General features: G+C 54.8%; 21 protein-coding genes. 15 read left to right on the forward strand and 6 right to left on the reverse strand.

Annotation, left to right across the window (positions count from 1 at the left end; all coding sequences use genetic code 11):
- Positions 1-64 precede the first annotated feature (64 nt).
- The 11 genes from BQ7114_RS07295 to BQ7114_RS07345 all read left to right on the forward strand — a co-directional run bounded on the left by BQ7114_RS07295 (position 65) and on the right by BQ7114_RS07345 (position 11,308).
- Positions 65-982, forward strand: coding sequence for a nucleoside phosphorylase (locus BQ7114_RS07295; protein ID WP_072343839.1), 918 nt, complete (start codon positions 65-67; stop codon positions 980-982).
- Positions 963-2,309, forward strand: a complete 1,347-nt coding sequence (locus BQ7114_RS07300; RefSeq protein WP_072343842.1) for an ABC transporter substrate-binding protein — start codon at positions 963-965, stop codon at positions 2,307-2,309. The genes BQ7114_RS07295 and BQ7114_RS07300 overlap by 20 nt, the downstream gene beginning before the upstream one ends.
- A 63-nt stretch (positions 2,310-2,372) precedes the next feature.
- A complete protein-coding gene (locus tag BQ7114_RS07305) occupies positions 2,373-3,290 on the forward strand; it encodes a carbohydrate ABC transporter permease (protein WP_083431788.1) in 918 nt (305 codons plus the stop codon).
- A gap of 4 nt (positions 3,291-3,294) precedes the next feature.
- Complete coding sequence (locus tag BQ7114_RS07310; protein ID WP_072343844.1) at positions 3,295-4,119, forward strand: carbohydrate ABC transporter permease; 825 nt, start codon at positions 3,295-3,297, stop codon at positions 4,117-4,119.
- A gap of 1 nt (position 4,120) precedes the next feature.
- Positions 4,121-6,154 (forward strand): ADP-ribosylglycohydrolase family protein, encoded by a 2,034-nt coding sequence (locus BQ7114_RS07315; protein ID WP_072343846.1) that lies wholly within the window; start codon positions 4,121-4,123, stop codon positions 6,152-6,154.
- A 14-nt stretch (positions 6,155-6,168) separates the two neighbouring features.
- Positions 6,169-6,606 (forward strand): secondary thiamine-phosphate synthase enzyme YjbQ, encoded by a 438-nt coding sequence (locus tag BQ7114_RS07320; protein ID WP_195906736.1) that lies wholly within the window; start codon positions 6,169-6,171, stop codon positions 6,604-6,606.
- Positions 6,606-7,469 carry a carbohydrate kinase family protein gene (locus BQ7114_RS07325; protein ID WP_072343848.1) on the forward strand — a complete coding sequence of 288 codons (864 nt, stop codon included), beginning with the start codon at positions 6,606-6,608 and terminating at the stop codon, positions 7,467-7,469. Before BQ7114_RS07320 ends, BQ7114_RS07325 begins: the two co-directional genes overlap by 1 nt.
- A complete protein-coding gene (locus BQ7114_RS07330) occupies positions 7,469-8,416 on the forward strand; it encodes an SIS domain-containing protein (protein WP_072343851.1) in 948 nt (315 codons plus the stop codon). The genes BQ7114_RS07325 and BQ7114_RS07330 overlap by 1 nt, the downstream gene beginning before the upstream one ends.
- A 30-nt stretch (positions 8,417-8,446) precedes the next feature.
- The gene (locus BQ7114_RS07335) at positions 8,447-9,223 is read left to right on the forward strand and encodes a GntR family transcriptional regulator (protein ID WP_083431790.1); all 777 of its coding nucleotides are present in this window, start codon (positions 8,447-8,449) and stop codon (positions 9,221-9,223) included.
- A 26-nt stretch (positions 9,224-9,249) separates the two neighbouring features.
- Positions 9,250-10,119 carry an SOS response-associated peptidase family protein gene (locus tag BQ7114_RS09035; protein ID WP_407638968.1) on the forward strand — a complete coding sequence of 290 codons (870 nt, stop codon included), beginning with the start codon at positions 9,250-9,252 and terminating at the stop codon, positions 10,117-10,119.
- 325 nt (positions 10,120-10,444) lie between these two features.
- The gene (locus tag BQ7114_RS07345; protein WP_072343858.1) at positions 10,445-11,308 is read left to right on the forward strand and encodes an SDR family oxidoreductase; all 864 of its coding nucleotides are present in this window, start codon (positions 10,445-10,447) and stop codon (positions 11,306-11,308) included.
- Positions 11,309-11,413: 105 nt separating this feature from the next.
- Here the strand turns inward: BQ7114_RS07345 and BQ7114_RS07350 are convergent, their stop codons facing one another.
- The 4 genes from BQ7114_RS07350 to pgm all read right to left on the reverse strand — a co-directional run bounded on the left by BQ7114_RS07350 (position 11,414) and on the right by pgm (position 17,230).
- The gene (locus tag BQ7114_RS07350) at positions 11,414-12,745 is read right to left on the reverse strand and encodes a TrpB-like pyridoxal phosphate-dependent enzyme (RefSeq protein ID WP_072343866.1); all 1,332 of its coding nucleotides are present in this window, start codon (positions 12,743-12,745) and stop codon (positions 11,414-11,416) included.
- A 133-nt stretch (positions 12,746-12,878) separates the two neighbouring features.
- Complete coding sequence (locus tag BQ7114_RS07355; RefSeq protein ID WP_230206004.1) at positions 12,879-14,108, reverse strand: App1 family protein; 1,230 nt, start codon at positions 14,106-14,108, stop codon at positions 12,879-12,881.
- Positions 14,109-14,112: 4 nt separating this feature from the next.
- Positions 14,113-15,393, reverse strand: a complete 1,281-nt coding sequence (locus tag BQ7114_RS07360) for an MFS transporter (RefSeq protein ID WP_072343871.1) — start codon at positions 15,391-15,393, stop codon at positions 14,113-14,115.
- Positions 15,394-15,553: 160 nt separating this feature from the next.
- The gene (gene pgm, locus BQ7114_RS07365; protein ID WP_072343877.1) at positions 15,554-17,230 is read right to left on the reverse strand and encodes a phosphoglucomutase (alpha-D-glucose-1,6-bisphosphate-dependent); all 1,677 of its coding nucleotides are present in this window, start codon (positions 17,228-17,230) and stop codon (positions 15,554-15,556) included.
- 143 nt (positions 17,231-17,373) lie between these two features.
- On the opposite strand from pgm, the gene BQ7114_RS07370 reads away from it, so the two are divergent.
- Together BQ7114_RS07370 and BQ7114_RS07375 are read left to right on the forward strand one after the other, a co-directional pair.
- Positions 17,374-18,246, forward strand: coding sequence for a DUF5926 family protein (locus tag BQ7114_RS07370; RefSeq protein WP_072343888.1), 873 nt, complete (start codon positions 17,374-17,376; stop codon positions 18,244-18,246).
- A gap of 42 nt (positions 18,247-18,288) precedes the next feature.
- A complete protein-coding gene (locus BQ7114_RS07375) occupies positions 18,289-19,149 on the forward strand; it encodes a glycosyltransferase family 2 protein (protein WP_083431791.1) in 861 nt (286 codons plus the stop codon).
- Here the strand turns inward: BQ7114_RS07375 and BQ7114_RS07380 are convergent.
- On the reverse strand, positions 19,082-21,328 hold the full coding sequence (locus BQ7114_RS07380; RefSeq protein ID WP_143236828.1) for a hypothetical protein: 2,247 nt from the start codon (positions 21,326-21,328) through the stop codon (positions 19,082-19,084). The genes BQ7114_RS07375 and BQ7114_RS07380 overlap by 68 nt on opposite strands.
- A 69-nt stretch (positions 21,329-21,397) precedes the next feature.
- Here BQ7114_RS07380 and pheA point away from each other — a divergent pair, with 69 nt between their 5' ends.
- Entirely contained in the window at positions 21,398-22,372 is a 975-nt protein-coding gene (gene pheA / locus BQ7114_RS07385) for a prephenate dehydratase (protein ID WP_072343898.1), read from the forward strand.
- On the opposite strand, the gene BQ7114_RS07390 is transcribed toward pheA, so the two are convergent.
- Positions 22,369-23,187 (reverse strand): RDD family protein, encoded by an 819-nt coding sequence (locus BQ7114_RS07390; protein ID WP_072343904.1) that lies wholly within the window; start codon positions 23,185-23,187, stop codon positions 22,369-22,371. The two genes, pheA and BQ7114_RS07390, sit on opposite strands and share 4 nt — an antisense overlap.
- A gap of 33 nt (positions 23,188-23,220) precedes the next feature.
- Between BQ7114_RS07390 and BQ7114_RS07395 the strand changes: the two genes are divergently transcribed.
- Positions 23,221-24,201, forward strand: coding sequence for a stage II sporulation protein M (locus BQ7114_RS07395; RefSeq protein ID WP_072343908.1), 981 nt, complete (start codon positions 23,221-23,223; stop codon positions 24,199-24,201).
- Positions 24,202-24,212: the final 11 nt, after the last annotated feature.

Here is a 24,212-nt window from a genome sequence, read left to right on the forward strand (position 1 = left end):
TTACACATGTTGCTTGTATGCTCATTAATACAACCATACAAAGATGTGATGGTGAGGTGTAGCAGTGAAGTCACATCCTTGGGACAAAGATTTTCTAGAAACCTATGAGTTCAAAGAGAATGTGCCCGTTCATGGATTAGTCGACGCTGAAGGATTGCCGGTTCTGACTGGCATTCACGGTGAGCGAGTTGCCCGTTATGTACTGGTGATGGTTCGTGACCCGTTGTGTGGGTACAAAGAGGGCGCTTTGGCTGACACTGCGCGGAAACTTACAGATGTGGAAGTTGTCGGAAACTCCGGAATGTTTGAGACGATAACCGGCACATATCGGAATGCTCGGCTGAGCATTATTGTGGGCGGGTCTGGAGGGCCAGAAGCAGAGCTTGCTCTGATGGATCTTTTTGAACACAGCGAAGCGGACACGTTTATTCGTGTCGGCGGATCCGGAGGCGTAGGCTTTGGCGTGAAACCGGGCGACATTGTGATCACTCATGGTTGTGTTCGTGATGAAGGCCTGACAGCTGCCTACGTTCCTCAGTCATATCCGGCAGTTGCAAATATTGACGTTGTTACAGCATTGCAGAACGCGGCTGTTGAGACTGGCGTGCGGTATCACATTGGTCTAACTCGATCTACCGACTCGGACTTTGTTCAGTTTGGTCGGCCAGCAGCTGGCGGATTCTTGCCGCAGCACCAAAGAACCGCTCTGAAGCAATGGGCGCGGGCCGGCGTTCTAAATGGTGACAGAGAGACCGCCGCCATTCTTGTCCTGTCGTCCCTTTACGGGAAGCGTGCCGGCTCTATCTGTTCGGTCGCTGACAACGTCGTCACGGGAGACAAGTTTGAACTCGGTAGTGGGCATGTGGCAGCGATAGATGTCGCGCTCGAAGGGGTTGCCAAATTGCACGATCTTGATAATCAGCAGGAGTTAGAAAACAAAATTCAGTATAAGAGGAGGAGAAATGAAGAGGAAGTTTATTAATGTAGCGGCAGTTATGGCCGCTGCGTCCCTCCTTGCCGCATGTTCCGGTGGCGGTGCTGACGCCGGTGGAGGCAAGGAAGATATTGAGCTGTGGTTCTGGGGGGCATCTCCAGCTCAGCGCCAGATTTTTGAAGACAGCCTGGTTAAGCCATATAACGAATCGCAAGATAAGTATCGGCTGGTTGCAACCTTCAATGAGAAGGTCGATTCGAATATTCAGACCGCGTTGGCTGCGAATAAGGGGCCAGATATCGTCTATGGGTCGGGTCCCGCATTTGTTGCTCCGTATGCGCGTTCTGGAAAGCTGGCGGATATGACCCCATACGCAGAGCAGTATGGATGGGAAGATAAGATTCTGAAGCCGATCTACGACTCCGGCGTGGTAGACGGGAAGCTGTATGCTGTGGCTAACTCGATCAATACCATCGGCATGTTTTATAACAAGGCAGTGCTGGATCAACTTGGTGTTGGAGTCCCCTCCACGATGGCGGAGCTGGAAGACGCTATGGCGAAGGCCGAAGCTGCGGGACTCTATCCATCGGTAACTGGAAACAAAGGCTGGCAGCCGGTCAATGAAAACTATTCGTCTATGTTTCTAACCCACTTTGCAGGTCCAGATGCCATGTACAAGGTGCTGACCGGAGCGGCAAAATGGACGGACCCAGTCTATGAGCAAGCGGTTCATAAGTCTGCCGAGTGGTACCAAAGCGGCAAGCTTGGCGGCGGCCAATATCTTAACTTGACCTTCTCCGAGTCTATGTCATTGCTAGCACAGGAGAAATCACCGTTCTTCTTCGGACCAACTCTAGCGTTCCAATTTGCGGGTGAATATTTCAACGATGAGGCAGGTAATGTTGATGATCTAGGATTTACTGCATTCCCTAACTTTGACGAGTCTCTACCAGCACCGTTGTACACAATCTCCACGACGGCTTCTTTCTCGATCAACGAGAATTCGAAGAATAAGGATGAAGCCGCAAAGATTATCGATCAAATGATCCAAGAAGATTTTGGTATATCGATGACTGAGCAGTGGCCGGGGTACTGGGCGGTTCCGTTGAAGGATTTGGATCTTACAAAGGGGAACATGACAGGCTTGTCTGCGACGTACTCCGAAGCGGTGAGCGAGATTATTCCTGCAATTAACGACGGAAGATTCGGGTATTTTGCAGGTACATTCTTCCCGCCGAAGACTAAGAAGCATCTGATCGATATTGAGTCCGTCTGGCTTGGACAGACTGACGTCAAGCCTTTCATGGCTGAAACCGAGAAGCTATTCGAGGAAGAACTTGCGGACGGTGACGTCCCAGAGATTCCGAAGCCATAGTTTCTTGAGCGGTGTGAGGGCGCCTCTACTTAGCCCTCACACCGCAATTATTGAAGGAGTGACATGGCGGTTTTAGTTGCCCGAAATGAACAGGTTGCAGAGAAACGACGTAAGAGCGTCAGCAAAAGTGGATTGTTATCGCACTACCTATTATTGATGCCAGCGTTTCTGCTATCGGCAGCTATAGTACTAATCCCCGCAATATTCACATTCGTCATTGCATTTACCGATTGGGATGGCGTTGCAACGACCATTAATTTTGTAGGGACAGACAATTTTCGCGAGATCTTTGCGGATGGAGTTTTCTTAACCGCTCTCTTTAACAACGTTAAGTGGACGATTTTGTTTCTCACCATTCCCGTCGCGATCGGTCTAATGGTTGCGGTTTTGCTCTTAAACCGTCCTAGGTCACGAATCGTATTCCAGACGTTGTTTTTGTTGCCGTACGTTATGGCAGCTGCGGTAAACGCGATCATTTGGCTGAATATGATTTACAGTCCGATCTCCGGAATCGTTGGGGTGCTGAACCGCGCTGGAATAGATATTGCGAATCCTCTGACAGATACCAGTTCGGCGCTGTATGCAGTTGCCGCTGTTGACATATGGCATTACTGGGGATATCTACTAATTATCTATCTTGCGGCGCTCCGACAAGTGCCGTACGAGCAAGTAGAGGCTGCTCGTTTGGATGGTGCGAATTCCTTTCACATTTTCCGTTACGTCTACCTACCGGGTATCGCATCTGCGCTTAAAATGTCGCTAATCATGATTGTCATATTCTCGTTTTTGACATTCGATTACGTATATCTGATGACCCAGGGCGGTCCTGCTAACTCAACTGAAATTCTCGCCACTTATGCATACGGATTTGCATTCTCAACATTCCAGTTCGGCAAGGCGGCAGCGGTAGGTCTGATTATGAGCGGTTTTGGGCTCATTGCGTCGATTGTTTATGTTCGCGTCACCAAGAGGAAGGATTAATCCAATGAAAAAGGTATATCGTATGTTGCCTGGACATCTGATCCTCTTCTTGCTTGCCTTTACGGCTGTGTTTCCGATCATTCTAGTAATGATTAATTCTTTGAAAACGGGTGCGGAAGTTACTGCAAACCCACTTGCTTTACCTGCTTCATTCGACTGGGCTAACTATGCTGAAGCCTGGCAGTATGGCGAGTTTGGTAAAGCATTTAAGAATTCGGTCATTTTGACAGCCACCACAGTAGTTTTGGTTCTACTCACGGCTACCCCAGCGGCATACGTGATATCCGCCGGGAAAGTTCGTATCGCGCAAGGTCTGTCAATATACCTCCTTGTTGCGATGACAGTTCCCATACAACTATTCCTTTTCCCGCTTTATGCCGTTTTCTCTAAGTTTGGGTGGTTATCAAATCCGTTCACGGTGGGAATCGTTGTCGCGGCCATCAATATGCCATTGGCGGTTATGTTACTAAGAGCCTTCTTTGACCAAGTTCCGTCGTCGCTTCCTGAAGCCGCGCAAGTTGATGGTGCATCCACCATGCAGGTGCTTCGATATGTTCTCTTTCCCTCTGTATCACCAGGTTTGATTACCGTCGGAATCATTGTCGGATTGATGGCGTGGAACGAGTATCTGATCTCTACCACGTTCCTGCAAAGCAGTGACTCCTACACTGCAACACTTGGCTTCCTGTCTTTGACTGGAACGTCATCGGCCGATCAGGGTCTTCTAATGGCAGGCGCGGCCATCTTAATTCTCCCGATCCTAGTCATCTTCATTTTTGCCCAGAATTACTTTGTAGATGGACTCGCTGCAGGGGCAGTGAAGGGCTGATATGGGATACGTTAATTCGACAGATTACGAACAACGGGTCTATGCAGGTGTTCTTGGGAAAATCCTTGGCGTGTATATGGGGAGACCTGTTGAAGGATGGCCGTATGACGATATACGCATGCATTTTGACTCAATACGTCGATTCCCATCCAAGTCGCTCGGACTCCCGTTGATTGTTGCAGATGATGATATATCTCTGAGCTTTGTCATTGCGCGAATTCTAGGGGAAAGCAAGATTAACTATGAGACTGCCGCTAAGATCTGGCTCAATAACATTATCGAGAACCAAACAGTGTTGTGGTGGGGAGGTTATGGACGCGCAACAGAGCACACGGCTCTTATAAATCTGAAGCGTGGAATCTTACCCCCGAAATCTGGTAGCTCAGACACTAACGGAGATGTCTTACCTGTTCAGGTTGGAGCTCAGATATTTAATGACGCAGTGACTCTCGCATTTCCACTAGACCCGGAGAAAGCAGCGTGCGTTTCTAATATCACGTCATCAGTTTCGCATGATGGTATCGCACTGGATATAACTCGCTTCTTGGCGCGGATACGCTCCCAGGCATTTGCGGGATCCAACATATTGGATCTAATTCATCAGTTTCATGGAGCCATTGAGTACCCATTGGTTCAAGAAGTCGTTGGAAGAGTGATTGGCCTATTCGAAAACAAAGTTTCTTGGATGACGGCTCGCGAAATCATCAACACGAAGTATGGATACGCTACCCAGCGTGGTGGAGCGCCGGCGTTGTCAAACTTTGCAATGACTATGCTTGCACTTGTATTTGGTGAAGATGACTTTATGAAATCACTTGAAATAGCTTGTACAGCCGGATTGGATACAGATTCCAATGCAGGTGTAGTAGGCATGATCAACGGAGTCAGATTAGGGCTAACTGAGATTGACAACACGCCACTGAGGGAAGAAGTTGCTGACCGCATGCTGGTGGTTTCAGCTAAAGGTGGTAAATGCGTCACCGACGCTGTTAGAGAAACAAAGAAAATTGTGTCAGCTGCAAAGCGGCTACACGGCGAACAAACTGAGCATCAAGAGGACGCCTATACTTTTGATTTTCCAGGCTCGGTACAGGGATTCACTTCCTGTAAGTATTCTGGCCTGGAAGATACACAAGTGGTTAACGTAGGTGGCGCGATTTCTTTCTCCGCTATGGATGAGGCGGCGGTGAGCACGCCCACATTCTTAGATTACGCAGACCTAAGCAAGAACTTTGCGACCTATGCCTCCCCGACTCTATATCCGGGTGACCGTGTAGAAATATGGTTGTCAGGCGACTGCGAAGCCACGTTATTTGCTCTTTATCAAACACCTGATGGGGTCGTCGGACGAGAAAATCTGCTCGGCAATTTGGGCGACAAGAAGATATACGAGTGGGAAATTCCAGCTGTAGGTAATGCGTGCCCATTTCGTCTTGGTTTACGAATCCGGAGAGGATCCGCCACCATCCATCGAATCAACTGGTCCGGCGCACCCAAGCGATTCGAATTCAGTGGACGACTTCAACAGGACATATGGGATTTGCAACCCATAGAGCTCGGCTTATGGGTGCATGAAAGCGATACTTTTGAGGCAGATTTTGCGTCTACATTCGCTCTCGGTAAAGCATCCGGGCATGCATTTGCATCTATCGGAACGGACAAATGGGAGAACTACAGTGTGTCTGCGTTACTTGCTCCGTCTCATCGGGCTGCATGCGGATTATTGATCGGGTACCAAGGAAGATCAGATTATGATTTTGCGGTTGTAGCGGGAAATGTGTTTGAGCTCAGATCCAAAGTGGGAGAGACCTCGGTTCTGTTAGCGCAAACAATTCTCGACGAACCGGTGATTGAACCATTTGAGATGACGTTAACGATGAGAGGTAACCGTCTCGAAGCGTCCATTACGTCTAGGAACCAGGTTATGAGCACGATAACTGCCCTATCTGAGCATAGGAATGGTGGTGCAGGAGTGGTTGTAGAAAACGGTACCTGCGGTGTTGAAAAATTTGTAATTAAGTCGGAAGACAATTGATGAAAGGAAAACCGATGGCTGAAATCGGCAAGTGGCACACGATTGATATCAATACGAAACCCTCTGAGGGATACCCGAATCCAGTTTGGTATGTGAACATTACGGATCAACTACGTGAAGCTGTTCCGAGTGATCTCAAGGCTGGTGTTATGCACGTATTTGTTCCGCATACTACAGCGACATTAATAATGAATTCAGGTGTCGATGGCACGACCTTGCATGACATTCGCATGATGATTGAACGTTTAGTCCCAACTTCGGGTCCATTTGTGCATTTGCATGATGGACCTCAGGACGCGGCTGGACACCTGCGCATCCAGTTTGGAACGAATTCGCTGGCTCTCCCAATCTCAGATGGGAAGCTTGACATCTCGATTTCTCAAGGACTCTACTTCCTCGAGTTCGATGGCCCTCGCGATAGGCGAGTCAAGTTCGCGATTCAAGAGTTCTGATGACCGAACTTATTGTGGTCGGGGGGATCTCTATAGATCACCTCATCTATGAACGGGGGGAGGCGCATTACGACTGTCTCGGGGGGCCGGCGTTGTACGCCTCCCTCGGGGCACTGTTTGTGCCGAATACGAAGGTATCGGTTGCCACAAAGCTACCCACAGACGAACCCGAGATAAGACGACTTTTCGAGGAATTTGGGGTTGATACATCGAGATCTCCGGCCAGCGAAGCGGCGGAACGCATCTGGATTCTTCATGACAAATGCTCTAGAAAACTGATACCGGTACGAAATTCTTCTGCGACAGAGATTCAAGGTGCAACGTCAGAGCCGCAGGATGAAGGATTGTCACAGTTTTTGACAGGCGACGAGCGGGGAACCGTTCTGTTGTGTTCACCGGAACCAGGTATCCAGCTTCCGCAGGCTACCCTCATCATTGATCCTCACCAGACTTATGTGAAGGACTTAGGAATCGAGTATTTCAAGTCCTTCAGTGCGAGACGCATTGTTTTCTTACCAAGTCGTTTGCAGCTTTCAATACTTGACGAAAACGTGGATCGATCGATTCGTGAAATCTCCGCTGAAACCGGCTGTGAAATAATCGCTCGCTTAGATGCCGATGGAATGCGGGTTTTCGCCAGAGATGTCGATCTAGCCATGAAAGATCCGTTGGCTCGGGTCGTAGATACAACAGGAGCGGGTGATTCCTCAGCCGGCGCAATTGCGGCGTCGCTGGCGCATGGCGACTCCCTAGAAGTTGCAACGGTAAAAGCCTTACGAATCGTTCGAACCACTCTTGAAGGGTGGGGACCAGAATCACTAATACGCAAGCTTGAACAAATGAATCATACGAAAGGACAATAATGACGCAGTCAATTGATGCACTTGTTAATGCGCTGAACAATATGCCTGAAGTGGCAGCTACGACGATTGAATCAAATAAAAACGTTGTGTATACCGGTTGTGGTGATTCTCTAGCCTCCGCGTATGTTGCTTCACGCAAAGGGGCACGAGCATATTCGGCAGGCGATATCGAGTGGATGGAAGAAATTCCTGCCAAGACAGACGTTATGGTGGGTATTTCTAACTCTGGTACATCAGGTGCCACTATTCGAGCATTACGGAGAGCGAGCGAACAAGGTTGCGAAACCGTCGCAATTACCGCTTCTCCTGACTCTGTGATGGCGAGTGAAGCAAAGGAGTTACAGCTCATTCCGCCGCTTCGGGTGGAAGAGCAGGTTCCTGTTGCCGGCCACCTTGCTCTGGCAATTGGAGTTGCCGCTACTTGTGGTTACTCCGTTGAAGGGATTGCAAAGAAGGTAGCCGTAGGCATAGAAAAAATGAAGCCGGTCATCAACGAGACAGTTGCTAAATTACCGAAAAATATGCCTAGCGCTATAACTGTCCTCTCACTTCCTGAATTACGTTCTGCTGGCAACTTTGCAACCTTGAAATTCATGGAGGCTACCGGAATTGCTGCTCGAGACGTTCCATTAGAAGAATGCGGACACGTCGATTATTTTGTAGGCCCCCAAGACCATCTTGTACTCTCTATGCGAGGTACTCGCGGCAAGGCTCGGTTCGAGCGTCTCGAAAGAGCATTAGACGAGAATGGACAAAGCATAATTCCAATCGATTTCGACTTGATTTCTGATGGTGGCAAAGAGCCTATAGATGATCTTGCACGAGAACTTGTTGCAGCGGTAGTAGTAACCTTTATTTCAATCGAAGCCGCAACCTTATGGAACCGTCTGCCTTTCCGTGGCGGGGCGGTGAATATGGATGCGTCGCACATCAAGATTGAAATCTGACAGATTAACGGTTCAATAAGGAGAGTCCCAATGCCGGTTCGAACGTCTCGAACGCCTGAAGCACGGCTCAGAGAACTTAAAAGAGTTATTCCTGAGGTAGATCGTTCAAGCGCGATCCCGACATGGGCTCAGGTTGAAAAACAAATGAGGGTCTTGATCTCCGCGATTTATAACAAAGGCGATCAACTTCCCTCGGAATCTGAACTTGCAGAGCTGTTTGATGTAAGCCGAGTTACTGTACGTAGAGCTATAGGCGATCTCGTACTTGATGGGACACTGGTCAGACGGCAGGGCTCAGGCACGTTTGTGAAACGACCGATATCTACTATTGAACACAATCTTGGACTCACATCACACTGGACAGGACGTCTAGAAGAACAAGGTCACCAGGCGAGCTCCGAGGAGATTGAGCGTAGCCTGGAGGCATCAATTCCGCTAGATTTTGTCCCGGAAAAGCAGTTGCAATTAGGAGAGGAGTATCTGCGCATAAGCAGACTCCATGCAGCGGATGGCAAGGCGATTGGATTCGTCGATTCGTGGATCGATGTCGATGTGGTTCCAGAAGCACTGACAATCGAACTTGAGAAGGGATCGCTCTCTAAAGCATTCAAAAAATGCGGAGTGAATCTTGTATCTGCGGGCGTGTCGTTGAGCTTGGGTTACGTCACAAAAACAGAGGCTGATTTAATCAATTTGAGTATTGGTGATCCAGTATTCGTAGTCATGGAAACTACTAAACGTGATGATAAAGTGGCCTATATTTCCAGGACATTGTGGAATGCCAACAGAGTTAGGTTCTGGCTATAGAGGTAATCCGATACTTGTCCTGGATCATGTCACGCACAGACAGTTGTGGTACTCACAGCCAGATCGAGGGCAAACAGTTTGAGCCGGGCGAAAGCCCGGCTCAAACCTACCTGAACCTAGCGCAGCGACGCACCGGTGAAGAAGCCGCCATTCTGCAGGCGCTTGCCGACGCCGAAACGCGTCACATTGAGCACTGGACCTCCCTCCTTGGCGAGCACGCACATCCCGCCCCCAAACCGACGCTCTACTCGCGGATCCTCGCCCGTTTTGCCGCTACCTTTGGCTCCATTTTCATCCTTGCCCTCGCCCAACGCGCAGAGCAACGTCAGTCTTACGACGTTGATCAAGATGCTACTGACGCGATGGCTGCCGACGAGCACATTCACGGTGAGGTTGTGCGCGGCCTCGCCGCCCGCTCGCGCGCACGCATTGCCGGCACGTTCCGCGCGGCAGTGTTTGGAGCCAACGACGGCCTGGTATCAAACCTCGCCCTCATTCTCGGTATTGCCGCCACCGGTGTGCCAAACAGTATGGTCATCACAACCGGTATTGCCGGTCTGCTAGCTTTCCTTTCTGCGGGGGAGGGGGACCCGGTGATGGGATTTGCCGGCATTTACGAGGCGTGGCAAAGCCCGCGTGATGAGTGGCTGCTAACTTTTGCGATTATTACGCAAAGTGCGCCCGATGCGCTGGGGCATATTCATGATCGCTCGCCTGTGGTTGTGCCGCCTGACATGTGGAATGAGTGGCTTGATCCTGCTACCGAGACTGATTCTGAGATTCGCCACCTGATGGATGCGATTTCGAGCCCCGTCCTCGTGCCTCGAAAAGTAGGCAAGGCCGTTGGCAACGTGCGCAACAATGACCCGAGCCTGGTTGAACCCCAAGAGCAGTAGGCGAGCGGCCCCGCCGAGTAAGCCGGGGTGCACGGCCTCGACAATCGGATAAAAAAGGGAGCCATAGCGGGGTAAACGGCACGTTCGGGCACTGCGTAACGGGCGTAAAATCAGCTAATTTTTAGGCAATATCTGCGAGTTTAACGGCAGTTTGACGCCGCAAACGCGCGCTTAGTAATAGGCTACTTGCGAGTTTGAAGACGAACTTGACTGGCTCGCGCAACCATCGCGCGGCCACTTTAGGTCGGGGCAGTGCTCCGGCCAATTCTGTCAGGCAGAAGGACAACTGCACGCTAAACCTTCAAAAGTAAAGAATGGAGAAATCATGGGAGTTTACCTCGTTACCGGCGTTGCTTCGGGCATGGGTAAGGCCACCGCTAACCAGCTTCGATGGGAAGGCCACCGCGTAATCGGAATCGACTTGCATGACGCAGACATTGAGACCGACCTATCCACCGAGGAAGGCCGCAAGCACGCCATTGACGCCGTGCACGAGCTGGCCGGCCCGAGGCTCGAGGGCGCAGTGCTCGCTGCTGGCCTTGGCCCGATCCCGGGGCGCGAGAAGCTAATCGCAACGGTTAACTACTGGGGCGTGGTTGAACTCCTCGAAGGCATTCGAGACCTGCTCGCAAACGCGATCGACTCGAAGGTCGTTGTATTCTCCTCGAACTCCACAACAACCGTGCCGGGATTGCCCACGGATCTATTCCAGGCGTTCCTCGACCGCGACCTCGACAAGGCGCTAGAAATCGCTCAGAAGGCGAAGAACCCGGCAACCATCATGTACGCGGCGTCTAAGACTGCGCTCGCCCACTGGGTGCGCATCACCGCAACGAAGATGGAATGGGCGGGCTCCGGCATTCGCCTGAACTCCATCGCGCCGGGCGCTATCCGCACGCCGATGGTTGAAAAGCAGCTTGCCACTCCCGAAACTGCCGAGGCCGTGCTGAACTTCCCCGTGCCGGTCGGTGGTTTTGGCAACCCCGACGACATCGCGCACTGGGTGATCTTCATGCTTTCCCCGGCCGCGAGCTTCCTGTGCGGCTCCGTCATCTTCCTCGACGGTGGCACCGACGCGTGGTTCCGCGCTAAAGACTACCCGGGCCCGCTACCTGCAGATCACATCGACTACTACATGCAGCGCATGGAGGAGTACCGCGAATACCGCAAGGAGCGCGACGCTCGCTAAGCGCGCGGTCTAAAACGCGAAATAGCCGGTTGCACTGCCTAAGCCAAGTGCAACCGGCTATTTGTCTAGTTTAAGAAGCGCGGCCCAGATTTGGGCTGGGCGCTCTTAGTTCTTTGCTTCCTTCTCGCGCATGAGTTCGTTCTCGTACGCCGGGAGGTCGAGCAAACCGTTACCCGAAACACCGATCACCACGACCTCGCCATCGCGTGCCTTGCCAGACTTAATGTAGTTCAACGCGCCCGCAACAGCGTGCGTGGACTCCGGAGCCGGAATGATACCCTCCGCGCGAGCAAACTCCAGGCCGGCAGCGAACGTCTCATGCTCACCAATCGCAACCGAATCAAGTAGACCCAGCGACTTAGCGTGAGACACCATCGGGCTCATACCGTGGTAGCGCAAACCACCAGCATGAATCGACGGCGGCACAAAATCATGACCGAGCGTGTACATCTTCATCAGCGGCGTTGTGCCAGCCACATCACCAAAGTCGTAACGGAACTCGCCCTGAGTCATCGACGGGCAAGCCTGCGGCTCACAAGCAACCACCCTCGTGGTCTTCCCATCGCGCAAGTTCTCACCCAAGAACGGGAACGACAGGCCAGCCAAGTTAGAACCGCCACCGGCGCAACCAAACACTACGTCAGCCTGCTCTTCGTCGGCCTCACGCAACTGCTCAATCGCCTCCAGACCAATCACCGTCTGATGCAGCATGACATGGTTCAAAGCCGAACCGAGCGCATAGTGGGCGCTATCCGACTTCAGAGCAACCTCCACGGCCTCCGAAATCGCCATACCAAGCGAACCCGTAGTGTCAGGATCCTGCTCCAATATCTTACGACCGGCCTCCGTTAGCGTAGACGGTGACGGATGACACGTGCCGCCATACGCCTCCATCTGCATGCGACGGTACGGCTTCGCGTCAAACGAGGAGCGAACCTGGAACACCTCGCACTCAAGCCCAAACATCGCGCAAGCCATCGACAAAGAAGCACCCCACTGGCCAGCACCAGTCTCGGTAGTTAGCTTCTTCGTGCCCTCAAGGGCGTTGAAATACGCCTGCGCAACCGCCGAATTTGGCTTATGCGAACCAGCGGGAGACACGCCCTCGTACTTGTAATAAATCTTCACCTTCGTATCGAGCGCCTGCTCCAACCTACGCGCACGAACCAAAGGCGATGGACGCCAGCTCGCATACACCTCGCGAACAGCCTGCGGAATCTCGATCCATCGTTCGGTGGAAAACTCTTGTTCCACCAACGCTTTGGAAAACAGAGGATGCATTTCCTCCGGCTTAAGTTCCTCACGAGTCTGCGGATTCAAATGCGGAGCCATCGGCTCTGGAAAATCAGCAGTGAGGTTGTACCAATGCGTGGGGACTTTCGACGGAATTGCAAACTCGAGCGCGTCAGTAAGCGCATGTTTCATAACCAATTTCATCCCCTTTACTCAAGATAAAGCTGTCCTCGCAAGGCCCTTCCTAGCGAGCGGCAATAATGCCGCCTTCAACATTACGCATCCGGTAATGAACAAGACGACACGTCCCACAGGATGATATTACGAGTGGCGAAAATTAGCGAAGAATGCCAAGGGCCCTTGCCCGGTGTAGGAGCTCGAAGCCGTCCTCGCCAACCACCACCGGGATTTTCGGGTCAAGAGATTTGATCAGTGGGCTCAGCTCCTCGCGCGGATCGGGGGCACCATGATTCAAAACCTGCTCTGTCGTAGTCAAACTGCGAATAAAAACTGCCGCCACATTCTGCGGATACTCGCGGGCGAACTCCGTATAGATTGAGGGGTCGTGCTGGCCATCATCACCAACCAGAACCCACTTAACCCAGGGGAACATTTGGGCCAGCTCACGCAACTGCGAGCGCTTATGCTCGCGTCCAGAACGGAACCAACCCGTTTGAGAAGGCCCCCAATCTGTCATCAGTGGCGTGCCCGTAGGGAAGTTTGAGCGGAACAAAAACCGGCGCAAACTCGGCGCCACATTCCACGCTCCCGTAGACAAATAAACCGTGGGAGCTGGCACAGTTCCCATGCGGCCCTTAGACGTTTGCATGTGCGAAATCTGCTGTAGCAAGTTCGCCATACCCGGCACCGCCTGGCGCGACGACACGTACGTGAAGAACGCGTTCTTTGCTGCCACCAGTGGGCGAGGTAGCCACGACACCATCACCGTGTCATCCACATCTGACACGAGGCCAATGCATTCCTGCTGTGAAACCACTCGCACCGGCACTGCAATAGGTCTAGACGCGCGCACGCGCTTCTCGCTCCGCGCCACCTCGTCGGGCTTCAGCGCCTGCAGCGTCGCCGCATGCCAACCCGGCTCCAAACCGTGATCCTCAACCATAAGATCCACATAGCCGCCGCGATCCGTATAAACCATCAGCTTGCGGTTACCAACAGTCACCAACACCGGTGCTCTCGGCACCTGCGCGTCCACAAACTGGCGCCACCCGCGTTCACCGCGCATGTGGGACGTCGTGTTCGTATCGTCGCCCTCGTCGGCGCCAATGGCGTCTTTAACTACCTCGCCAAACGTGTGTGGAAGCCTATCTGCTGCGCGCGTTTGGAACTGATACCAGCTAGGTAAGCCGTGCCGGTTAGCCCAAACCTCGTACTTCTCTTCAAAATACGTAGGGGCCATCAACGCCCTGGCAATGATGCGCACGCGCTGGGTGTTTCCAAAGCCGCCGTACGCGATAAGCTCTGGGCGCCAACCCAAATCCGAAAGCGTCCGCGCTACCTGCGTGTTAAACGCGTCTTCCAGCCGAGTGACAGCAGTTAAAAGCACACCCTCAGTCTACCGACTTTCGCGACCGGCGCTTCCACAAACCCCCAAGACCCATCCGGCGCGAACGCACCTGCACAGGGATCCGCGCCCTCTTCTTATGCGAGGTGGCCCGCAACGCCGGAATCGCAATCAGAGAAATCGTAACCATGACCCACGCGAAACCAATCGCCGTGTGGAAACCGCCCACATGCCCGCTGTGGTCAACCACGCGGCCAGCCAGTGCCGAACCCAGAGAACTACCCACATTCATAGCTGTGGACATCCACGTGAGGCCCTCCGTTAGACGCCGCGGGGGAACCGCCTTTTGTACCATCGCGGTCACGTTAATCATAGTGGGTGAAATGGAGAATCCCGTGAAGAACAAAATGACGCCCAGGCCGATTATCGTCCGCGCAAAATACGTGAGGCTCACGCCCACCGCCAGCAGGAAAACCCCACCAACAAACAACTTCCACAATGGGATGGATGTTGACCTCGCCCCATAAAGGAGGCCCGCCAGCATAGAACCGGACGCAAACACGCCAAGCAGGAGGCCAGACAGTGCCTTTTGGCCCATCGACTCGGTAAACGCAACCACCGAAATATCGATTGAGCCAAACATTGCGCCCGCACCCACATACACCAAAGCCAACGCAATCATCACCGGTTGCGCCATCACGGAGCCTTTAGGCCCGTGAATACTCGAGGTGGAAATAGGCGGCTCCGTTGCCCGCTGCGACAACAGCCAGAACCCGCCAGAAACCGCGAGAATAAAGGCCAAAACCATGCCCGCAACCGGGTTGACGTTAGCCGAAAGGATCGTTGCCAAGATCGGGCCGATCATGAACACGACCTCGTCTAGCGTTGCCTCCATCGAAAACGCCGTGTGTAACTGTGCCGGATTCTTCACCGCCACCGTCCACCTCGACCGCACCATCGAACCCAGCGAACCCGAAGTTGCACCCGAAACTGCCGTCAAAACGTACAGGTACACCACCGGCGCATGTAAAGCCGCTGCAATGATCAAGCCCAACAAACTGGTAGCAGACACCGAAACCAGCGGAATCATCACACGCGCCTGCCCAAAACGGTCAACCAAACGCGCCACAAACGGGGCACAAATCGCAAAGGCAATAATATTCGTTGCCCCCACCTGGCCCGCCAGCGTGTACGAACCATACAGTGTTGAAATCATCAAAATCTGCGAAATTCCAACAATCGACATGGGGAAACGGGCAATCAAACCCGCCAACGAAAACTTCAGCGCCCCCGGAATCGACAAAATTTCGCGGTAAGAATTCAACACAAATGCAGTCTACGGCAAAGCAGACAGTACAGACTCAACAGCACTAGAAACCGACCAAAAACACGTTCCGGGTACGCATCAAAAACACGTACCCGGAACGACAACTAACCGAACGCGCTAGCAGACCCGCTAGGCTACTCGGCTCTCAAGCCGTAAAGGTTTATGCCAGAGCCTCCTTTACGACCTCCTTTGCTTCCTCCAACACCTCTTGCAGGTGGTCCTCGCCCTTGAACGATTCCGCGTAAATCTTGTACACGTCCTCCGTGCCAGAGGGGCGAGCCGCGAACCACGCGTTCTTTGTAGTCACCTTCAAACCGCCAATAGCGTTGCCATCGCCCGGAGCATTCACCAAACGAGCCGTGATTTCCTCACCCGCAAGCTCCTGCGCCGCCACGTCCTCCGGCGCCAACTTCGCAAGCTTCGCCTTCTCTTCACGCGTAGCCGCATTGTCAATACGCGAGTAGGAGGACGCGCCGAAACGCTCCACCTGCTCTCGATGCAACTGCGACGGAGTTTTACCCGTCACCGCGATAATCTCTGCAGCCAGCAGGCACAGCAAGATGCCGTCCTTATCCGTGGTCCACACCGTGCCGTCCTTGCGGAGGAATGAAGCGCCCGCAGACTCCTCGCCACCAAAACCGATCGTGCCGTTCATCAGGCCAGAAACGAAGTACTTAAACCCGACCGGAACCTCAATCAGCTTGCGGCCAATGCTCTCAACCACGCGGTCAATCAGAGCAGAGGACACCAGCGTCTTGCCCACCGCCGTGTCCTTGCCCCAACCCGGACGATGCGTGAACAGGTACTCAATCGCAACCGCCAAATAATGGTTGGGGTTCATCAGACCATCCGGCGTCACAATGCCATGCCTATCCGAATCCGCATCATTACCAGTAGCAACATCAAACGGAGTCTTACCGGACGCATCCGGCTTCATGCGTTCACGAACCGACGCCATCGCGTAAGGGGAGGAGCAGTCCATGCGGATCTTCCCGTCCCAATCCAGCGTCATAAACCGCCACGTCGGATCCACCTTCGGGTTAATCACCGTGAGATCCAGCCCGTAACGCTCCGAAATCGCGCCCCAGTAATCCACGGACGCGCCGCCCAGGGGATCTGCACCGATACGCACACCCGCCTCGCGAATCGCATCAATGTCGATCACGTTTTCGAGATCATCAACATACTTCTTCAAATAGTCATAACGATGTACGTGCGGGTCCTCAAGCAAATCCTGCGAACGAGCGCGCTTTACCTTAGACCAGCCGTCCGTCAAAATCTCATTAGCGCGGTTCGCAATCCAGCCCGTCGCATCCGAATCTGCCGGACCGCCGCTTGGAGGGTTGTACTTAAAACCACCATCACGAGGCGGGTTGTGTGACGGCGTAACCACAATGCCATCAGCCAACCCCGGGCCGGACGTGCGCAGACCCTGCGGCGAACCTGCTCCGTTAGCCACGAGAATCGCGTGCGAAACCGCCGGAGTGGGCGTGAACGATCCTCGCGAATCTATCTGAACATCCACACCATTTGCCACCAGCACCTCAAGTGCCGACCTCCAAGCCGGCTCTGACAGCGCGTGGGTATCGCGACCGATAAACAACGGACCGTCAAAACCTTGACTTGCGCGGTACTCCACGATCGCCTGCGTCGTTGCAACAATGTGCGCTTCATTAAACGCGCCATCAAGCGATGAGCCGCGGTGCCCGGACGTGCCGAACACGACCTTTTGCGCGGGGTTATTTACATCGGGCTCAATCTCGTAATAAGCGGATAGAACCTCATCAACATCAATCAAATCTTCTGGTTTAGCCAGTTGGCCAGCTCTTTCATGCATACCTATAAGTGTGGCAGGTGTCACTGAAAATTTCATCCGTATTCCAGCAGATAAACATCGCCGGCCCCGCATGCTTTGTTTATTGGCTTCACGCCGGTAACTTTGGGCTAGATCAAAACCATTCACCAACTTAGGAGACCCACATGGGAAAGAAATCACGACGCAAAAAAGTAGCGCCCGGCAAACCGATTCGCCCCATCATCGCGCACGTCGCGCGCCCCTTCGAAGGTATGAGCGCCGAAGCTGACCTCGTTGCCATGCGTGAAATAATCCCCGCCGCCACCCTTGCAGCGCAGACCACGGAAGAATACGGATCCGAACCCTTCCTGTTCGCCTCCATCCTTCCCAACGCCGTTCCCGCTCTCGTACGCGAAGACGGACAGATCCTCATCGGCCTGCAAACCCGCTCCTCCAGCCGCGACATCGGCCACGACCTCGGCGTCGCACTCAATGCCGCCCTGGTACGCAAAACCAAAATTGAGCAAGGCGAAGCCAAATATGGCCCCGTGCCAGTGGACGTGCGTGACGCCGGCCCGCGCATCCCCGACATGATCGAAAGCACCCAACCGATGGAGCTACAAAACGACCTCGGATACTGGATTGCTGACGGCCAGCGCGACGAAGAAGTTGAAGCCGCCATCGCGCAAACCTCCGCCGAACTTATTCCCACGCGAGCCATTCCCGGCGTGGCCAACACCTACTGGCACGACATGGGCAAACACTTTGTGCGCTGGATCCGCCTCGAAGACGAAGACAAACTCTTCACCGCCCTCGCCCGCCTCCAAGCCGCAGGTGAACTCACCCTTGCCGGCGCACACTTCATCGGCGCATTCCGCGCCCTCGGCCTGTCCATCCCCGTATTCGAATTCGGAAACGAGGTAGACCCCGGCACCCTCACTGAACCTGTAAAGCAACTTGAACGCAAACTCGAAGCTGCGCTCGCGGCCACCCAGCCGCTAACGGACGACGAAAAACGCGCTCGTGCAGGCCTCGTATCCCGTCAAGTATCCCTGTAAAACTGGTCAAACCACGGGGTGGGAACGGACTAAACTAGACGCATGAGTAACTCCGGTCCCGCCCCCTCAACCAGTCGCGTCAGCGAATCACTCAAACAACAACCCGAAAAGCACAAAGTTGCGGTCATCATTCCCGCCCGCAACGAAGCGCGCCGAATCTCCCACACCGTGCGCGCATGTCGGGCGCTACCGGGCGTTGACCTCCTCATCGTTGTAGACGACGGATCTGAAGACAACACCGGCGACCACGCGCGTCAAGCCGGAGCCGTCGTAGTGCGACACTCCGTTACCCGCGGCAAAGCCTCCGCCCTTGAAACCGGAGTCAAAGTTGCCGCCATGCGCGACCTCGCCAATGGCCTACCCCGGCACCTGCTATTCCTCGACGCTGACCTGGGGGAAAGTGCGCTGGAAGCAACCTCCCTCATTGATGCCGTGCAACGCGGGATCTGCGACTGCGCCATCGCCACACTACCCAAACAAAAAGGAGCGGGCGGACACGGATTCGTAGTTGGGCGCGCCCGCAAATCAATTCGCCGCGCCACAGGCTGGCACGCCAACGCTCCACTTTCCGGGCAGCGCTGCATCACCCGCAAAGCCGTTAACGACATCATGCCTTTTGCCCCCGGATGGGGCGTTGAAGTAGCCATGACCATAGACCTTCTAGTCAAGGGCTACACCGTGCAAGAAATCCCCTGCGACTTCACGCACCGTGCCACCGCCAACGACCTCATGGGGTACATGCATCGCGCCGACCAATTCAAAGACGTCTGGAAAGCCACGGCGCTGCGCCGCATACACCGCCACCGAATTCCCGTTCGCGAGCGTGTGCAGGCAGCTATACGTCAAACCGCGGGCTCTCCGTACAATGCGTACGAGAAATTTGTAGACGACGAGCAAGAATAGACACCAGCGCGGGGCCCGCGATCGCAACGGTGTCCACCACAATCAGCAAACCTGAATCATTAATCGGTACGGCCACCAGCGCACCCACCGCTATGCCCGCCGCCACTGCGGCTAAACCCGGAGGAGTGGCTTCACGCAGGGTTTCCAAGTGCGGATTCGATGAGGGGGCCGGGGGGATCTGGCCGGTTTCGAGCGAGTTTTTTTGAGTATCTGCGGGTTGCTTTTCGGTGCCCTCGCGGGCTTCGAACAGCCTGCGGGCAAAACGCGCTCCAACCACCACGAGGATCGCCGCTGCTGTGACTGCCGCTAAAATCAGCGGATTTCCTGCGAACGTTGTTGCCATATCGCGGGCCTTGTCCGCTACCAAAGTGAGCGTTTCTGGCGAACCAAAATTCTTCCAGAACAGGCCGATGTGCGAGGGCGAAGTCGACCTTGCATCCAGGGCTCCCGCAAGAATCATTGCCACGATTGTCAGCACAACCCACCAGGCGGCGTGCCTCCACCTCGGGCGAATACCACGCACCATCAAATACGCAATCCCAAACCCGGCGATAATCCCCGCAGGTCCTCCAAAATCAGCGCCCCAAAACGGGAGCGCATCAATCGCCAGCACGCCCGCGCCCATAGCGGCAACGCCGCGCGCCGCCTCCTGCCTCTTCTGTGGGAAACGATCCGCAATCCAGGGCAGCGTTGCTATCAGCGCTGAAGCCAACAAGATCACATACGACCGGTTAGAAATGCCGTAAAACCGCCGGGATGCGAGCGTCATCGAACCGAAGAAACCATCGCGCTGCAAATGCGCACCCGACGCGATATCCACCGCCACCAGCAGCACAGTCAGCGCCGCAAGGACCGCCACCGGCTGACTCGACGAACGCGCCAACCCCAAAAGCGCCGCCGCGATGGAAAACACCAGCAAAATCGACAACAGCGGGTTAGTGGAAAGTCGCCACCACGGAACCAGGTTTGCGATCATTGCCGCCGGAACCACTGCGAAAGCCAGCGCATTCCACACTGCGATATTGCGCCAAATCCATGCCGGCCCCTGATCTTTTGCCGGCTTGCGCACAAAATGCGTCAGACCAGCCAGCATGCCAACCAAAAGGAACGCACCCCACCCAGCAAAAAATGGCGTCAACGAACCTCGCGCCGCCAACGCGTGGGTGGCCTCATCCATCAACTGGGCGTGCGCGGTGCTCATCGACTTTGGCTCCACCTGGACCGGCCCACCCGCAACCAAATCACGCACATCGCCCAACGTTGCCAAACCCGCCGAACGAGTCGCCGATGAGTAGAAGAGGCCCGGCGTAGCTGTTTCCGGGGCAGACGCGGGGCCGGTTGCTGAGGTTTCGGCGCCGGTGGTGGTTGGGGCAATCACAGCGCCAAACTGCAGCGCCGGGCCGGGCTCACTGCGACCAACAGAAGCGAGCACCAAGCGCACCGTGCCAGGATTCTGCCGCTCAAACTGCGTGTACGCCGCCAAAACCGCCTCGATCCGCGCATTCACCTCGTCTACCGACAAACCCGTAGGGCCAGCCGTAGTAGAAGTGCCGCCACCGTCAGCAACGTCAGAGGCACTGCCGGAAGGATCATTAGCGTTCGTTCCCGCTTTAGCCCACCCGGCATCAACAAACACATTGCCGTGCGACTCGTGAAGAGCCTGCAACACAACCGCGCCCAACTCATCCGCCCTGCCCGGCGCGGGCAACCATCTAGCGACCTCGCCGCTCTGGCTCGCAAGAGACAGGGCGGCTCCCGGACCAATCCCAACTCCGGCAGCCGGCTCGGCCGGCCACTTCACGTCCCGAGTTATCTGCTCAAAATCTGGCACCTTCGCCCTGCTGGGCGTGCCCGCCCCGTCCTCAACAATCACATCTAACAGCGGCCTGCAGGCACTACCGTCGGCCTGTCTGCCCTCATAATCAACCGCATTTCCAGGCGTGCGCATCGACATCCAACCATCAACCGGACACGTATCCGGATTCGACGTGCGCGTATGCAGATTCATCACCGCGGCGCCACGGTCCTCCAGTGCGTTCAATACGCCCGGCGACACATTACCGGCCTCAACACCCGCGACGCCCACAAACAACGTGCGAACCGGTTCCTGCGCCACCGCAAACGGTGACGCCACCAAAAACGCGAGAGTGAAAGCCGTAACAAACCTCAAAAAACGCACCAAAACCACCTGAAAATAAACAAGAACAAAACTAACTGTATAAGGTGAAAGCCGAGAAAAGGAGGCGCCGTGCACACCCACACCAACACGTCAAGCGCGCAAACGAAGCCACTCAAAATTGCTTTCCTTGGCCCATTCGGCACATTCACCGAACAAGCCCTGTGGCAAATCGCGCCCCAAAACGCTGAAGCGGTGCCGTGCACATCCGTGCCCCAAGCGCTCGACCTCGTGCGAAGTGGGCAAGCAGACCGGGCCGTCGTGCCCATCGAGAACTCCATCGAAGGTGGCGTCAACGCAACCATCGACTCGCTCTCACACGGATCTCCCCTCGTAATCGAAGCCGAAATGGTAGTCGAAGTATCCTTCGAACTCGCCATAAAACCTGCCGCTGATGGAAGCATCCCCAACATCCAACGCATCGGCACACACCCTCACGCATGGGCGCAATGCCGCAAATGGGTAGCCGCCAACTACCCCGATGCCGTACACGTGCCCGCCACCTCCACGGCAGCAGCCGCGCGCCTCATCGCCGAAGACGAAAACCCGGGCTTCGACGCCGCACTATGCGCCAAAACCTCCGTAGAACGATACGGCCTGCGTGCCCTTCACTCCAACGTCGCAGACAACCGGGGCGCAGTTACGCGCTTCGTCCTGGTTGCGCCCCTTGGAAACGTTCCTCCAGCCACCGGCGCGGACAAAACCACCGTGCAAGTGCGCCTACCCGACAACGAGGCCGGAGCCCTGCTCTCAATGCTTGAACAATTCGCAGCGCGTGGCGTCAACCTCTCGCGTATCGAATCACGACCAGCCGGAGGGCCCCTCGGCTCATACGAATTCTCCATAGACATCGAAGGCCACATCAGCGAAGAACGCGTAGCTGCCGCCCTCATCGGCCTGCACCGCACCTGCCCGCAAGTACGCTTTATCGGCTCCTACCCGCGCGTTGATGGGCAGCGCCCAACCATTAAAGTTGGCACCAAAGACGAAGACTTTGTAAATGCGCGGGCGTGGATAGCCGGCCTGATGAACGGAACCAACAACTAGACGCGCAAAAAAGAGCTTGCCAGCCTGCGATTACGCTCCAAGCGGGCGGCCTCACGGCGAGTACGCTCCGCTAACACGGCCGCAATAAACTCCTCGTCACCAACCCCCGGTGGCGGGCCCGGAAAAACATACTCGCGAAGCTCGCCCGCGATACCCGCCAACAACCTGGTGCGGGCCTGCTCATCAAACTGGGCGCCGCGCATCAACAACGAGCGAGCATTACGCGCCAGCTCCGGGGGCAACCTGCGCAAATCCGCACTTTGAATCCACGAGGGGGTAGCGGGAGCCTCATTCGCGTGAACAATCGCGTCAGCACGCTTACTCGCAGCCTCAACCGCACGCGCGCCAACCCGCTCCTTAATCACCACAGTGCCTGCAGCTAAATCACCCAAACGGCGATTCTTTGGATCAATCAGTGCGGCGGCTGCAGCAAGACCGCCCATCGTTGCCCAAATCTCAACCAGGCCGACCATCGCCCTAATCGCCGCCTGCTGCATACCAACGCGACGCAAATCCGAACGCACGACCCTGGTGCCAACCACAAAACGGCCCACAGACTTCCCGCCGGTAGCCGTCTCAATCAACACGGGAGCCACGAACACAGCGAACACAACTAACAAGATAAACAGCGCTTCTTGGGCGGCGGTGGTATCAGAAAACAACAAGTTAAACTGGGCGACCGCCACCCAAATCAAAATGGCTACCGACAACCCCACATCTATGAGGGCTGACACCATGCGCAAGCCAATGCCCGCAGGCACCACGTCCAGCGCCACGCCCTCACCAGTTATAACCGTCGTCGCCTGACTATCCATGACACAAACGATACCTTCTAGTAATCTTGGCGCATGGATTTGGACGCATTCGTCAGTGCAAACAAAAGTACTTGGGCCAGGCTCACAGTGCTTGCAAACAAGACCGTACTAACCCCAGACGAAGCTCGCGAACTCATCGACCTTTACCGCAGCACGTCCACACACCTGTCCATGATTCGAACAGGAGCGCCCGACCCTCAACTCGTCAAAGAGCTCTCCGCCCTTCTCATTCGCGCTCGCGGCAAGATGGCCGGCAAAAACAGGCGCGTCCTCACCTCTATCGCCGAATTCTTCACCACCACCTACCCTGCCGCTCTCTACCGATTTTGCGCCTGGTGGATCAGTGCCGGCGTTTTCTCCATGCTCTTTGCCCTTGCCGTCGGCTGGTGGATCTACGCGCACCCCGAGTTACATGAGCAACTTGGATCATCCTCATCAGTCCTGCAATACGTTCAAGAAGACTTCGAAAAGTACTACACCAAGGATCCTGACGCGGACTTCACGATGCTGGTGTGGTCAAACAACTGGTACGTTGCTGCATTGACACTCGCGTACGGAATCACCGTGATTGGCGCTGTGCAAATACTGATCAGCAACATGGCAAGCCTCGCCATCGCGGGAGCACTCATGACGTTCCACGGGTACGGCACTACTTTCTGGACGCTGATCCTGCCGCACGGCTTGCTAGAACTGACCGCTATGTTCGTATCTGCCGGCACCGGCCTGGGCCTTTTCTGGTCCATAATCCAACCCGGTTCGCGCACTCGCCTCGAATCCTTCGTCCGCACCGGACATCAGGCCATTCACGTACTGTTTGGCCTCCTGCTCACCCTCTTTATCTCCGGCTTCACCGAAGGCTTTGTCACCGCCTCGAAAGCGCCTTGGCAGGTGCAGGTCGGATTCGGAGTGCTCATCTGGGTCGCGTTCCTCATCTACGCCCTCGTTCTTGGGAAAAAGAAACAAGACTTGGCCGAATCAAGTTTGAAACTGCCTGAACAGGTAGCGGTCGAGTAATCCAAAGCGCG

Source organism: Actinomyces urinae (assembly GCF_900119695.1).
Classification (GTDB): domain Bacteria; phylum Actinomycetota; class Actinomycetes; order Actinomycetales; family Actinomycetaceae; genus Gleimia; species Gleimia urinae.

Coding starts and splice junctions, on each gene's coding strand:
- BQ7114_RS07345 (WP_072343858.1), top strand. CDS start 10,445: ATGGGAGTTTACCTCGTTACCGGCGTTGCTTCGGGCATGGGTAAGGCC.
- BQ7114_RS07320 (WP_195906736.1), top strand. CDS start 6,169: ATGGCTGAAATCGGCAAGTGGCACACGATTGATATCAATACGAAACCC.
- pgm (WP_072343877.1), bottom strand. CDS start 17,230: ATGCATGAAAGAGCTGGCCAACTGGCTAAACCAGAAGATTTGATTGAT.
- BQ7114_RS07315 (WP_072343846.1), top strand. CDS start 4,121: ATGGGATACGTTAATTCGACAGATTACGAACAACGGGTCTATGCAGGT.
- BQ7114_RS07335 (WP_083431790.1), top strand. CDS start 8,447: ATGCCGGTTCGAACGTCTCGAACGCCTGAAGCACGGCTCAGAGAACTT.
- BQ7114_RS07305 (WP_083431788.1), top strand. CDS start 2,373: ATGGCGGTTTTAGTTGCCCGAAATGAACAGGTTGCAGAGAAACGACGT.
- BQ7114_RS07330 (WP_072343851.1), top strand. CDS start 7,469: ATGACGCAGTCAATTGATGCACTTGTTAATGCGCTGAACAATATGCCT.
- BQ7114_RS07310 (WP_072343844.1), top strand. CDS start 3,295: ATGAAAAAGGTATATCGTATGTTGCCTGGACATCTGATCCTCTTCTTG.
- BQ7114_RS07370 (WP_072343888.1), top strand. CDS start 17,374: ATGGGAAAGAAATCACGACGCAAAAAAGTAGCGCCCGGCAAACCGATT.
- BQ7114_RS07395 (WP_072343908.1), top strand. CDS start 23,221: ATGGATTTGGACGCATTCGTCAGTGCAAACAAAAGTACTTGGGCCAGG.
- BQ7114_RS07300 (WP_072343842.1), top strand. CDS start 963: ATGAAGAGGAAGTTTATTAATGTAGCGGCAGTTATGGCCGCTGCGTCC.
- BQ7114_RS07375 (WP_083431791.1), top strand. CDS start 18,289: ATGAGTAACTCCGGTCCCGCCCCCTCAACCAGTCGCGTCAGCGAATCA.
- BQ7114_RS09035 (WP_407638968.1), top strand. CDS start 9,250: ATGTCACGCACAGACAGTTGTGGTACTCACAGCCAGATCGAGGGCAAA.
- BQ7114_RS07390 (WP_072343904.1), bottom strand. CDS start 23,187: ATGGATAGTCAGGCGACGACGGTTATAACTGGTGAGGGCGTGGCGCTG.
- BQ7114_RS07325 (WP_072343848.1), top strand. CDS start 6,606: ATGACCGAACTTATTGTGGTCGGGGGGATCTCTATAGATCACCTCATC.
- BQ7114_RS07350 (WP_072343866.1), bottom strand. CDS start 12,745: ATGAAATTGGTTATGAAACATGCGCTTACTGACGCGCTCGAGTTTGCA.